This is a genomic window from Spirochaetales bacterium (assembly GCA_016930085.1).
GTDB lineage: Bacteria > Spirochaetota > Spirochaetia > SZUA-6 > JAFGRV01 > JAFGHO01.
In genome coordinates this window covers 1-15504 of the sequence record JAFGHO010000076.1, presented here as the reverse complement: position 1 = coordinate 15504, position 15504 = coordinate 1, and the positions used below count along the sequence as shown (strand labels likewise).

Annotated in this window: 3 protein-coding genes; all 3 read left to right on the top strand. The window is 48.0% G+C overall.

The window, feature by feature from the left end; translation table 11 throughout:
* Nucleotides 1-75 precede the first annotated feature (75 nt).
* Entirely contained in the window at nucleotides 76-1941 is a 1866-nt protein-coding gene (locus tag JW881_13525) for a leucine-rich repeat domain-containing protein (protein MBN1698529.1), read from the top strand.
* 98 nt (nucleotides 1942-2039) lie between these two features.
* Nucleotides 2040-3221 (top strand): SUMF1/EgtB/PvdO family nonheme iron enzyme, encoded by a 1182-nt coding sequence (locus JW881_13520; GenBank protein ID MBN1698528.1) that lies wholly within the window; start codon nucleotides 2040-2042, stop codon nucleotides 3219-3221.
* Nucleotides 3222-3510: 289 nt separating this feature from the next.
* A partial coding sequence (locus JW881_13515; protein ID MBN1698527.1) for a DNA/RNA non-specific endonuclease occupies nucleotides 3511-15504 on the top strand: 11994 nt, incomplete at its 3' end.

The following is a 15504-nucleotide window of genomic DNA, read 5'->3' as shown; positions in this document are numbered from 1 at the left end:
CTGCTATACTTTATCCGGTTTTAACCGTCCGGCCGGCGTCATAAGAGTCTCGTGATTCTTAAAGGGGCGGCATCCATGTCCGGCCGAAACAATAAAAAAACAAGAATGAACAAGTGGTATGGTGAGGTGAAACAATATCCGCGATACATAAAATGGTACGTTCTGCTTTTATTCGTAATGCAGACGGTTACCTGTACGATGAACACGTTAATGATAACGGCAACGGGCGAATACGGAAATCCGCCGTACCGGCCGGATAATGGTGAAGACAAAGACGATAAACCGGACGGGCCGGGGGAAATGGAGTGCAGGGAAGAACAAATTTCGCCCGGCCTCGAAGAATTGGATCTATCCGGCAATACCCTTCTGAATGTCGACCGGCTTTCAAACCTCACTTCGCTGCGTAAACTGAAAGCGGGGAAAGCGGAAACCGCCAGTCTCGATTTTCTCAAACCCCTTATAAATCTGACACATCTCGATATTTCTGAGATAAGGGTTATGGATATAAGCGCGTTGGGCCATCTTAAAAAATTGACCACACTAAAAATGAGGGCATTCCCGAAACTCGATTTTTCAATACTCGATACGCTTGAAAATTTATCGGATTTTTCTCTTACGGGAAGCCTGGCAGGCGATACGGGTATTTTTACATGTCATTTTATGAAAAAATTGAAGAAATTAAGCATGAAGGACAATTATCTGCCCGATACCTCGTTTTTCTCACGCTACACGCAACTCGAGTCGCTTGACGTAACGAATACGGAGATAAAAGAGGTCGGGCCATTGGCCGGGTTGACATCGCTTGATACCATCATCCTCACTCATAATCGTATCAGGGATATTGCGCCTTTGAGTAAACTCAAGAAATTGACGTATATCAATGCCGACTATAATAATATTTCAGACCGGTCGGTATTGTCCGGTTTTTCGGAAAAAACGAAAATCAGTCTGTACGGCCAAAAAGACGGCGATGCGTTTATACTGGAAGACGGGGCTGCCGTGGCCGAATGGCCCCGGTGTCTTTCGGCAATGCGGGCGATTGATGTGAACACGGACAGGCTGCCGGATTATTTCCTTACGGTATATGAAAAACAGGGAATCACGAGGAGAGAAGACATCAATATTCCCATAAAAAATATTGTCCCATTGGGACATTGTCCCGTTTCGCGCTTTCTTGAATGTCCTAATTTTCCGGAACACCACCTTTATAGGGATGCAAAGGCACTTGATTCGGGTATCGGCAGCTATTACTGGTTCGATTTTGATCTTCTAAGCGCTGATACACACCTGATCCCTTTGCGTCTGGTGTTTTGCTATGGTGACGGAGATGCAAATGACGGGATGTGGGGGGCTTTCTGGCATAGAGAAACAAAACATAAGGTCGCGGATATAAAAAGTACCGGCGATATGGAAACGACCATCGAGGTTTCAGACAAGATCATAAAGGAACAGTATAAAAATCACGACATACGGGTGCCGGTTGTTTTCAATCATTATAAAGAACCTCGGCGTTATCGCAATAAACCGGATTTTATCTACGCACATGAGACCGAACTGGAAAAAATGCTGGGTGTCGCGATCAGGCTTTGTGAGTCTTTCCGATCGAAAAATATCATAAAAATCGAGCAGATAAGGCAAAAACCGGTGGACCTCGCCCCCGGCGTTGTTTTTTTTGAGGATACGCAGCTCGAAAAGTACGTAAAGAAGCTTCTGCATAAAACCGGGCCGGTTCTTGTCTCGGATGTGGAAGCGATCAAAGATGTGGCGGCCGACAATCGGCTCGTTATCAAACTCACCGGACTCGAGTATTTTACCTCGCTGGTTTCACTCGATGTATCCGGTAATAAGATACGGGATATTTCACCGCTTGCGGGATTGAAAAAACTCAAAAAACTGAATTTGAGTGACAACGATATTGCCGATATAGCGCCGCTCTTATAGGCAGCCCTGTTATTAATTCGTTGCCCCGGTGTCATGATATGTTGTATTTGAAATAAAACCGGCATGGTGATACATTCTATTGCAGAAGGAAAAGAAATATGAAACACAGATTGTATTTATCAGCCTGTCTATTGTTGGTGACGATTTGCAGAATGGCTGTTTTCGCGGAAGAGATTACCGAACGGGAATTGACGGCAATAAAACGTGAAGCAAGAAAATATTATGATATGCATGATCATGTCAAATTCGCGGAAATATATCAAAAAGCGGCAAAAATTAAAAACGGATTCGAAGCGAAAACCTACTATTTCTGGGCAATAGATCTGGAAAAAAGGAGAGCCTACAGGGAAACTGTCATTATGGTCAAGCTTTATCTGGAAAAAACAGGGGATTCAGGAAAATTTTACAAAGAGGCCGTTTCCCTGCTCGAGAAAGCCGAAGCGGGTTACGTTTTGGATGTCGAGGACATGAAAAAACATGCGGATGTCCCTTCCGATTATAAAAGCATGATTCATGTCGCTTCAGGGACATTCGAGATGGGGAACCCGGATGGGTATGACATTGAAAAGCCGGCGCATACGGTTTCCTTGAACGGTTATTATATCGGGAAATACGAAGTGACGCAAAAACTGTGGAAACAGGTCATGGGATATAATCCTTCTTTTTATAAAGGGGATGCCCGGCCCGTCGACAGCGTCAACTGGTACGACGCCGTCGAGTTCTGCAACAGATTGTCTGCGATAGAGGGATTGACCCCCTGTTATGCTATCGACAAAGAGACGCCGGATCCGAATAATAAGGACGCTTATTCCCATGATACATCGAGATGGACGGTACGCTGCGATTTCAATGCCGACGGATACAGACTGCCGTCGGAAGCGGAATGGGAATTCGCTGCCAGGGGAGGAAATTCGAGCGGGGGATATATATACAGCGGAAGCGACAAGGTGGACGATGTCGCTGTAGTCTGGGAATATTCCGATAAAAATCAATCCACGAATAGCGTCGGACGCAGGAAGGCGAACGAACTGGGGATCTTCGATATGACCGGAAACGTGAATGAATGGTGCTGGGACTGGTTTTCCTGGGGTTACTATAAAGATTCTCCTTCGGATAATCCGAAAGGACCCGAATCTTCATACGGCCGGGTATTACGCGGCGGATTTTTATCCTATACGAAACGATTCGGCCGTGTTTTCTTCCGGCATGTTCGAAACCCGATCGAAAGGATTCGGGTGGCCGGATTCCGGCTGGCGCGGTCGGAGAAAAAAGGCGATTGAACCCGCTTATCACAAACATTTAGAATTTAATTTCCATATTACATAATTCTATTTCATACTGTCTGTTAAATTTCTTCATCGGGTTTTGGCGCTTTTCTCATCGTTACAAATTGTTTCTTGACATTTATAACAATTATTTATATTAAAAACAGTTATCAATAATTTAGACTATATGTGAGCGCATTGAATGTTTTTTTTTAAAAAAGTATTGACATCTGTTTTATTTATGATATACTGCCTCTAAATCTTGTGAACAAAGTGTTGTATTAATAAAGATTTTTATTGAAAAATGAATAAAAAAGAGACTTCTTTTCAATTAGAGGCATTGGAACCCCGTTTGTTGCTGTCGGGAGACGGATACGCGGGGAATTTAGCCGTTGCGTCTCCATTAGTAGATAATTTCAATGCCGTTTTGGAAGTCGAAGTTCAGAAGACCGTTACATTATCCCTGAACGATGATTTATCCTACCAGAGTGAATCCGGCTTAAGCGATCTTTTTTTCGACACCGATTCGATGACGCTGAAAGCGGATCCGGAACATACCTCCTTGCTGCTGCTTTTGGATAATGCGGACAACCGGATTCTCGCGTCGATTGACATACATGACACCGGAAGCATCGTCATGCGGGGTGCCGGTGAAGAAGGCAACCTTTTTTCCATAGACCTGACGGATATACACGATAATGTGGACATATACTGCCGCGGAAGCGAGGCGTCTTTCGACCGTTTGATGTTAAACGGTTCCGCCGGCTTCGACTGCTTGTGTGAGGCGGCGGGCGGCGGATCGGAATTGATCCGGCTGACAAACCATGAGGCGGAAATAAACGTTCATTACGACAATATAGAGACTGTTATATGGAGGGATTGCGGGAGCGTCGAACACGCTGAAAGCGAAAGCGGAATAAGGGTGAAGACGTTAAACGCCCCGCACGGTCCGCCGGAAACGATCGGCTATCGAACAACAGATCAGAATTACATCTATACATTGAGAGTGAATCCTTCCGATCCGGCAAACCTCCAGTTATGGGACGATGCGAACGGGATCGAGATTTCGTCGTGGACGCCGGGCGAAATATACCGGCTTTCAATTTACGGTTCCACATCGGCCGACGACACGCTGACGATTGACGCCAGTTCGCCTTTCTGGCTGGAAGGCGGCGTTTTCTTTCACGGAGGAGACGCCTGGTTTGACAGTCTTAATTTCAAGGGAAATGAAAATTTAAATTTCTGCCATACACCGATAGGAAAAACGTCGAGTACGACAATCATTTCTTCGGGGACCAAGGAGATGGTCGTCGATGCAACCGGCCTCGAGCCGACGACGTTCGACGGCAGAAGTTTTACTTTTAATACGAACAGCACGAAAACCTTCGAGAACGAAGCATTTCCTCCCGTTCCCGGAGAAGATCATATTATAATATCGAAAATAAGCGAAACGACATGCAGGATCCGGGGAACGAGCGGCGGTGAAGTCTTCGAATACGTTGATTTGACGAATGTGGAGGAATTGATCATCAATCTCGGCGATAACGACACGTTATCTCATAACAGAGATTCTATTTTGATCGAAGCCGGCGCGCTCGATGCGGGCGGGATCAAAGAAATGGAAATTATCACCAGGGGCGATAGTGTCGATTTCGGTTTTGATTATGCGGTTTTTGAAAATACGTCGACCCAGGTTACCAATGACGGTTCACGGAAACGGCTCACTGTCGGAACGACGGCTATCTGGGGGGAAGGCATCGAACTCTATGTCACCGTTCCGTTCCTGAGCCGTTCCGTCGAGTCGGAGACGGAAAGCGCTCTGCAGATAGGAACAGAAAGTACATTAAATCTTCATTATTATATCGACGGTATATCTCCCGTGTTGGGCGACAGTTTCGACCTTTTCAACTATACAAGCATAAGCGGATCATTCAAATTCGTATTTCTGTATCTGGACGGGGAATTGACGGCGTACAATACCAGGCTCGAATTTGTTCCGGGGCTCGAGTTCTTCCCGAGGATCGAGGGGAAATATCTCTGTCTCGATGTCGGTGTGAATCATCTGTTTCTGGGTAATCCGATTACAACACCGGTCAATAATTCCTATAATTATCTGCTTGAAAAAGGCCAATACGCGGTTTCTTTCAATAATAACATTATGAGTCCCAATTTTGTCGCGTGGCAGTTGAATGACAGATGGCTGAACGACCTCGTTGACTATAAGCGGCCCGAGTTCACTGAAGACCTGACCTTGTCGCTGCTCAGTTCATTCGCTTTCAACCTGGATACGGGGGAAACCTATCAAAGCCCGGACGGTTCCCTCATCCGGTTCGACAGGGGACATTTTACGCCGTTGAAAGACCGCCATATTTCTGAGGCATTTGCCGACGCGACTTTCAAGATGACCAATATCGTTCCAATGTATAACTATCTGAACCAGCAGACATGGGAATACCTCGAGGAGTATTGCAGGGAACTTGCGGGATATTACGGCGGAACCAGGACGCTTTACATCTATTCGGGAGCGTACGGAGAACTCGAAAACGATACGAATACCTTTTCGGGAGATACGATTACGTTCGAACGGGACCTGGCGTCCGGATCGACAAAAAACGTCACCGCACCTGAAAAATTATGGAAGGTCATCTTTCTGGTCGACAATGATGTCACTTCGATGGCGGATATAAACGCGGAAAATACATCCGCCGTCGCCTTTGAGTTTTACAACGAACGGGTCGCCAATGATTGCGGTGAAAAAACCACGGAAATTGAAAAGTCCGGCAACCCCGTCAGTATCATCAGCGTTCGCGAACTGGAAAACAGACTGAACGCGTATTACGGATCGAGCCTGGCCTACGATTTCCTGAATAACGCGAATATCGACCAGGCACAGGAAGACGCGATAGAAGGGGAGAATTATCCGGTCGAGATTTTCTATGGCAACGATGTCGATCATATACTTAAAATAAAATACAAAAGCCCCGACGGCAGGGAGATCGGGGCGGATGCGATATCGGGTGACTATACATTGAACAGGGATTATACGCTTCTGGTCGATCTGGGGAGCTTGAGCTCTTTTGACCGGCTTAACGTGACCGGCGCCGTCACACTCAACGGGCGGCTGGAAGTGAGACAGCGAAATAATTATACGCCCAGGGTAGGGGATTATTTTCCCATCATTACGAGCACGGTCGGGATTACGGAAAATTATTCGGCCAAACAGAAACCTATCATTGTCGATGATCTCATTCTTGAAACGATATTGGACGTGGACACAAAAACGCTGTATTTATTCGCGCGCCCGCTCGTCGATTTTACATGGGAAATGGAAGAGCGTTACGGGGTGGACAATAACGGGGACGGCCGGATCGATATTCCCAACCATTATGATTATGTCAACCCTGAAAATGGATATAAAGTCACCTTTCACGCGGATGTCGCCACCAACCTGGCAAAGAAACCCACTTCTTACCATTTTACGATCACACAGAACGGCGAACCCGTTGCACAGTCGGCTGAAGGTTCCCAAAGCTCCCAGTCCTTTCATCTTGCGCAGGGAGAATATGATGTCAGGGTCTATGTCGGCTATGATACGGGAACTCCAACAATCATCGAAACAAAAATAAATGTGCGCGATATTCTGATCGTTTCCGTCGGCGATTCATACGCCTCCGGCCAGGGAAATCCCGATGTTCCCGGAGTCGATACGTCCGAATTTACAACGGAAAATCTTGATGCCCTCTGGAATTGGTCTGATATCGATGACCCGGAATTAAAACAGCAGATAGCCAATATCAAATATTTCGGAACGAAAGGACTTTGGGCGGATGCGGGGGACCAATACGGAAGCCTCGAAGAACGGATCCAGATGGAGTTATGGCATCTCAAGGCTCATCGTAGCGCATACGCGGCGTCCTCCCAATTGGCGATGGAGATCGAACGGAGTGATCCGCACACGTCGGTTACCTTTGTGTTTCTGGCCACTTCCGGGGCGACAATCGATCAGGGACTTCTCGATAAAGCTTCGGGAGATAAAAACGAATATCTCGGCGATCCGGAGTTTTATCCGGAAGAATGGCACCCGGCTCAGATCGATATGATAGACGAAATCGTCGGTGAAAGAAAGATCGATTCCTTGATTATCGGAATCGGCGGCAATGATATCGGTTTTGAGCGCGTCGCGATAACGTTGCTGGCCCTGCTGAATCTGGGTGTGGACGATATACCGATCGCCCAGCTGATTGCCGGAAGAAACGACGCCCTCAAGAAACTTCAGACTGCGGTGAATACCGGTACCCAGGAAGACTGGGAAGCGGTAAAAAGCTCGGCGTTACTGACGAAGCTGGCGTTGATCGATACATCCCCGTTACGAGGATTACAGGGGCTTAAGGAAGGGTATCAGGAAGTTGCAACGGCGATCGAGAATTTAAAATCCGGCCGCCCGCTGAATATATATGTCACCGAATATCCTGATGTCACCACTTATAACGAATATATCGATGAAGCGACGATGACGGAAATAGTCCAGTTTTGCAGGCACGGATTGAATCTGCTTAATCCCGAGATATTGGGCATAAAGTTACCTTCACTGGAAATTGATGAAAAGGAAACGGAGTGGATAAGACTCAATTTTATCGAACCGTTGAATAATGCGATCCGGGATGCCGCCGCTTCACACGGATGGACATATATCGACGGCATATCCGAAGCGTGTGCGACTCATGGGTTCGAATCTCATGACGGGATGGGAGGCGCCGTTCCGGTCCCGTATACGGAATCCTGGCAGCCGGACGCCAATGAACTCGAAATTCTGGGACGGGATAATTTGAGCTGGCTGCGAAATCCTGAAGATGCCGCCCTGATGCAAAGCGCCAATTTCAGCGTGCTGCGGATCTGCATAGACTTTCTGAAAACACTCTCTGAAGATGTTATTGATGAAATAATAAACGGTACGATACATGTCCAGGATAAAATCGTCGAATTCGTGGGCGATGTCCTGATATTCCTTCCGAGAGGACTCAGAAACGATATATTGGGCAAACTGGACGATTTTCTCGATTCGATTAGTAGTCATATTATCGATTTTCTAAACAATGCGAAGACAGATATTAATAATGCGGTCGATACGCTTTATAACGCGCTCGAAGGCAGCGGGATTAATGAAGCGCTGGAACCGTTATACGCTTTCGTGAGAAAATTCGTTACCGGGGGCACCGCCCATCCGAACCGCTTCGCCCATGAATCGATAGCGCAGCAGATGTACGGCTATATTTCACAGGATCTGTTCGGCAATGGCATAACGAACTATTTCCCGGCATATGACTATCCCCTGTTTAAATTCACCAATAAAGCGGTGACGGGAGAAGATATTTCCGAACCGTTCAAAGACGATACGGTCAAATTATATTATTTTGAAGGGACAAAAGGAGATGTCGTTTCCTTTGATCTCAGAGCGGTCGATGTGTTCCTGCCATGGATGACGGTCTATGATCCCTCCGGCGATGAAATGGATCTCGACGCCGAAACCATAACGCTGAGTGAAAGCGGCCTTTATACGATAAAGATCGATGCCGATATAAGTGCGGAAAGCAAAGAGGACAGAAAAAGATACGAATTGCAGATCGGAATGTCGGTAAAGAATTTTGAAGGATTATGGGGCGATATTTTCCCTATCGATCTTGACTGGAGTCCCGGATATTCTGCGGGTTTCAGTATAAATACGATTTCAAAGAATGAAAGGACCCTGATACTCGATTATGATCCTGAGCTGAAATGCACACGTCTTCTGGATTACGATTATAGTTACGGCATTACCGAAGTCGGAACGATATATTGGCCGGAAAGATTTACGGTCAACGACACGAACAATCTCGAGTTGTATCAAAAAATAGAAACCTATGAACTGATCGATATTACAAATCAGGAGTATCTTCCCGATTTTCAATCCTCAGGTCTTTTATATTTTTCACCTGATATTCCGATCGGCAATATTACGATCGATTTTTCGGTCAATGTCGCCGGTGTCAACGAAAGCAGGCAGGCGGTCATCAACTGGCAGGGGGGTTATTCAATCGAGGGAGGCAACGCACCCGACCTTCCGTCGCGGCTTTTGCTTCAAGTCAAACCGAATTATAGAATAGTAAACGGTGATATAGACGGCGACAATATCGATGAAATAGTTATCTGTAATCCTGATATTACACCTGCGCCTGTCGACAATATATACGTATTCAAAAGAACGGAAAGCGGCTACACGAAACTGACCTCCTTCGAGGCCGATGTCGCTGAAGCCGATACTATTCTAATCGGGGATCTTATTAATGATAGCAAAAAAGAAATTATCATCCAGAGAAAAGACGGCGACGGCAAAACCGGCGATGTCGATGTATACGAATACGATAGTTCGGCAAATACCTTTATGGGTAAAAAGAACATATCGATCCGGGATCACATTACGGGAGATCCTCTTGTCACGGGCGATCTGTGTGTCGGTAATGTCGATCTTGTAATCGATACGAACAAGGACAAGCTGGTATGGCTCGATGTATTGAATAACAGCGTTTTTATTTACAAGAATTTCAACGTTCAGTCGGGAGACAATTATACCATAACCTTTGACACGATAGAGAAGGATCTCGAATATACGACCGGCGTTTTCGGGTTGGGCGATATCGACGGCAACGGTTATGCGGAACTTGTGGTGGTCGAACCGGTAAACGACGGTCACTCGAACGGTTCGGGTAAAATGTATATTTACAATTACATCGATTGTTTGCCATTCTACATTTCTTCGTCCCAGACCATCGAACTGGAAGTATATGATGCACAATTCGAGCAGGGCGATATTCTCAAGGTCTGCGATATCGATGAAGACCACAAGGACGAGATCGTATTCATAAATAAAAACGGTAATACAAATCTGACAGGGTTCGATTATAACAAGGACGACAGCAGTTCGATACGCAGTCTATACAATGATATAAAGATGCATATCGATCCTCCGGTCAATAAAGACAATATAATTATCACCTCGGTTCCCGATGTATTGTCGGCGCTGACAATCGCCAGGGCCCAAAAACTCATCAACATACAGGGGTTGAAAATACCGATCACATCGACGATAGCGGTCAACGGCCTGCTCGATGCGGACACGCGCGCGGCCATCGAGATAATACAAAAAGACCATTGCTACAAGAAAAAGTCATGGATCAAGGAAAACGGGGAACTCGACGCACACGTGATAACATGGCTGCTTCACGGAAGCGAGAGTTCGCTCGACTGGGAATTGGCGATAGAGACAAATTACACGAATACGGGAAACAATATTGCCGCAAACGACGTGGCGAACACGGACATGGATTTCGTCCACGGGTCCCCCGTGTCGTTGAATAGCCTTATCAATCCATTGGGCGCTATTCAGGAAGGTATCATCAACCCGATTACGGGATTGTTCGAAAACGAAACGGTTCCGAGCATTCATACGGTGACCGAACAATTGAAAAAGATGCTGATATTTTCGGATCCGTCATCCGAAAGCGGTTTCGTATTTTATATCGATCCGTTATCGGTCACGGGTGTCGATACTGAAACGGAACAGTCGATCGGATTCACTATTTCTGCAAGTAAAAAAGTCCTCGACATTTACACCGATCTGGGAGAAGCCGCGAAATCATTGGGAATAGATTTAAACGCCGATTCGAATATCGAAGTCGACGTTGAAATCATTCTGGATACGGCGTTCGGTTTTAGAAACGGCGAGTTTTTCATCAGGATAAACAAAATCGAACTTTATGCGCAGATAGACGCGTCGATTACCGATGTCAGTATCGATTTGGGAATATTGGAAGCGCGAATGGATGAAGGATTTTTCAACTTCGCGGCCGGCATACGAATCGATTTCGCGGATACGGACGGAGACGGAGTACTCACGGAAAGCGAGCTTGAAAACTACGATATCGACAACCTCAGCGTGACATTGCTCGATAACTCCATTTATTCCATCATTCCGATAGAGTTAATCGCTGACGGGGCATCAGGAGAATTTACCCTCTCGATTACCTGCGATAATGTTTTCGGCGGAGGAACTCCCGATATTACCGCCAGCGGTTCCGCTACCCTCGATGAACTGGTCCTCGGGGACGTCCTGACGATAAATAACCTGACATTCAGTTTTGAAGACAATGGTAACATATTGAAACTGGAAGCGGACAATGCGCGAATCGGTTTCCCCGATGTTCTGGAAGCGACATTCAGCGACGCGGCGGACGATACGGACACCGTCGCCATATCGGGCGTATACAATCTGATTGAAAACAAATTTTCCCTTACGGCGGATGTCTTTGATTTTCTCATTCCCGATCTGCTTACAGTCAATGCAACCGGAATCGCGGTTTATTTCGATCCGAACGCCCCCGAAGGCCAGGAACTCTTGACGATGGACAGCCTGACGGCCAAAATCATTCCGATCGATAATGTATCGTTGAATCTCGACGATCTTACCATATACAATAACGGTTTTTCTCTCGGACAGGGGAGTATTATAATCGAAGAGTTCGGATTCGGTGAATTTTTTACGATGGACGAGCTTGTGCTTTCCGTCACAGGACTTTCCTATATGGAAGGCTCCCCACTCACCGGGGTATTGGGCCTTGCGACGACAATGGCTTCTCTTGATATCGGCGGCGTCTTATCGGGAACCGTTAACGATACCGGGGATGAAGATATCATGGCGCTGGAAGGAACATATGATATCGAAACAGGGAAATTCAGCCTCGATCTGGACAGTATTTTCTTTGAAATCGAAGGGGTGCTTTCAGCGACGGCAATGGATGTGGAGGTTTCCTATGATCCCACCGGTCCCGAAACCCAGGAAATTCTGAGTATTTCAGACCTTACCGTGGATATAATACCGCTTGAAGGCGTGACGATCGTATTGAGTTCACTTATTGTCAGGCAGAACGGTTTTTCGCTTGGAAGCGGAGAAATAATCATCGCATCCTATAACCTTGGCGGTGTCCTTGATATAACGAATCTGGTTTTTTCGGTGACGGGTCTGGACTATACGGCAGGGAACCCGTTAACCGGGACCTTCGGGTTGTCGGCTGAGGAAGCGGAGGTGACGGTGGGGAGTCTCACCGGAGACGTCACGGGGCTCGAAGGATATTTCGATCTGGAGACAAAAGCGATATGGCTTTCCATAGCGGGATTGACGCTCGATATGGAAGGAGTCTTTTCAGCGGAAGCGGCCGGGATTGATTTCAACTATGATCCGTCAGGTCCTGCGGAACAGGTTGTCTTCTCGTTTGACGATTTTACCCTCGAAATCATTCCATTGGAAGGAGCCGAGGTAACGATAACGAATCTGAGTATCCGGAAAAACGGATTTTCGATGGGAACGGGTATGGCGACACTCGATGTCTTCAAGCTGGGAGAAATCATAACGATACATGAGCCGGCATTGTCGGTGACGGGGCTGGATTATACGGTGGGAGAAGCGATGACCGGATCGTTCGGGTTGAGCGCGCTATCGGGAAGCCTCGTTCTCGGCTCGTTGACGGCGACGATAAGTGACGGTAACGGTGACGGTGTGGGCATCGGGGGCATCTACGACCTTTCGAGCGGGCAGTTCAGTCTCGATATCGATACGCTTGTGTTCACGATGCCTGATGTTTTCAATCTCACGGCGCAGGGAGTGCATTGTGCCTACAACGCGCACGCACCGCCTTTAGAAAACGCGTTTGATCTTTCAGTTACAACCCTCCATGGCGTTATCCTGCCTTTGAATGAAACCGAAATTACAGTAAACAATTTAACAATCTGGGACACAGGGTTTTCGATCGAATCCGGAAGTGTCACGGTTGCTTCTTTTTCAATTGGAACATTTCTTGAAATCAACGATCTGGCCATAACATTAAACGGACTCTCCTATGAGGCGGATACGGACGAGTTGACGGGGACCTTTGGGCTGGCGGCGGGTTCGGCGACCCTGTTTCCGGGGAGTTCCTTTACCGCGTCGATCACCGACGATCCGGCGGACCCGGATGATTACGGGATTACGGGAACCTACAATGTCGAGACGAAGGCATTCGCATTCACAATAGACCGATTTTTCCTCGCGGTAAGCGATATCATCAGTGTCACGGCAACGGGAATTGCTATCGGGTATGATCCGGCGGATGATAATCCTGCGCAGGAACTGGTGAGGATCACGGAAGGAACGGTCGACGTGCCTCAATTCTCCGTGCAGGGGAGCGTGGAGGGAATCGTCATAAGGAAGAACGGATTCGATTTCGGCTCCTTCACCCTCACCTATACTGATCCCGATCCGATAACCCTGGGGCCGTTGAGCATCGCCAATCCCGGAGTGACGGTTGGCGGATTCAGCGTCACCTATGGAGGGGATGTGACGTTCGCGGGTACCATCACCGTTTCCGCGGGTGCAGTAGAAATATTCCCGGACAGTACGGTTTTTTCTGCGAGCGCGGAAAACGTCGCTGCGTCCCTCGATTTCTCTGATCCGGATGACCTCAAATTCGTTTTCACGGCAGGATCGCTCAGCTTTACGATCGGAGATTATGTGGAGTTTACGACCCGGAATATACTGATCAATCCGGATGCGGGCGCGGAGGAAGACGTTTTCTCGGTGGGAGAGATAACGGTGAGCGTGCCGCAGCTTGGGATAAGCGGGTCCGGGGGGAACTTCAGTATCCAGGGGGACGGAGATTTTGTTCCGGGAGAAAATTTCTTTGTCAGCCTGAGTTTTGACGAAGGGACATCGGGGTCCCTTGCCTGGCCCGAATGGCTGCCGATCCAGATAACGACACTGGGGATCCAGTGGCCGGATGCGGCGGCCGATCTGTCGGATTTCTATATTATTCTTTCCGCGCGGGTGGTAAGCATCAACGGGATGCCGTTTGAGTTCGAAGGTTTGATCGAAGGGGTGAAGATCGATGTTCAGAAGCTCCTTAACGGGGAGTTTCCGATTATCGATATCGAAGCGGCGGGAGTCACGGTAAGAGGGAACCTGTTCGGAGGGGAGGTAAACGCCACCCTTATCGTGGGAGTATTGAAGTTAGACGGTACGGGAGAAATCATTCCGGCGGGGAATCCGCAGAATATTGAAGCGGCGGAGAGTGTCCTGTATGCGGGAATAGAAGGCGGATTCTCATTCGCGGGAATCGGTGGATTCACGATCCGCGTGGGGTTGTGTGAATACGGCCCGTTATCTGTACATTTATCAGCGGCAGTTCCGATAGTGATCGTACCGCCGTACGGGATCACCATAACGAATTTCAGGGCCGGGATTACCTTCGGCCAGACGCTCCCCGATATCACGGACCCGGAGGAACTGAGGGATCCGGCTTTTGAACCGGCGCTTGAATTGAGCCCTGAGCAGTGGTTACAGCAGATGAAGGAACAGATAAAGGATCTGGTTCAGGGGATGGCTAACGAAGGACTTGGGGCGTGGGAAGCGCTGACGCAGAACATGATCATCGAAGGGGGAGCGACCCTCTATTGCCAGTACCTCAGCGAGCAGACCTTTAGCGCGGATATCGATATAAAGATCTCGACGGACGGGAAGTTTCTCATCAACGCGCGGGCGAACTTTTTTGACGGTGCGGTGACGACCACCATGAAGATGTACGCCGATTTCGGCAATATCGATTCGGGTGAGTTTACGATACTGTTTCTCATGGACATACCGGACCAGACCCAGATTCTTACGGTCAAGGGGAGTCTGCAGATGTTCTTTTCACGGAGCGACGGAGGAGAGGTAACGGAAGCGACTCCCGCGGATCAGTTTGAAATAAGGATCACGGGTGGGGTAGAATTGACGGTGATACCGCCGGATCTGGTGAAAGCGGTGATCGAAGGGGAGGTCAGTCTCGTATTCGGTGACGGTTACTTCACGATGGATGTAAACGGAAGTCTCGCGATCCAGCCGCTGGGGACGATCGCGTCGATGGCGGGCCGGCTTGTGGTGGACAACACGGGGGGCGGATGTGACGTATGGGGTGTGCTGAAAGTTGAAACGAATTTTTCGTTTCTCGAACAAATCGGCATCTATCTGGATGCGGAGGTGCTGATCTGGCTGAACACCGCGGATGTGACAAAGACGGAGACGATCGAGCTGCCGGGTATCGGCGAGAGGACATACGAGCTGCCGGCGAACTCGTTCAGTATACAGGCGCTGGGATATCTGATAGTGAAGATCGACGACACGGAATGGTTCCGGATGCAGGGGCAGTTTGCGATGGAGATCGATGAGACGGGATTGAGGGTTTTCGCGAACGCGAAT

What these genes read in the sequence shown, in the direction of transcription:
- JW881_13525 (MBN1698529.1), top strand. Translation starts at nt 76, where the DNA reads ATGTCCGGCCGAAACAATAAAAAAACAAGAATGAACAAGTGGTATGGT.
- JW881_13520 (MBN1698528.1), top strand. Translation starts at nt 2,040, where the DNA reads ATGAAACACAGATTGTATTTATCAGCCTGTCTATTGTTGGTGACGATT.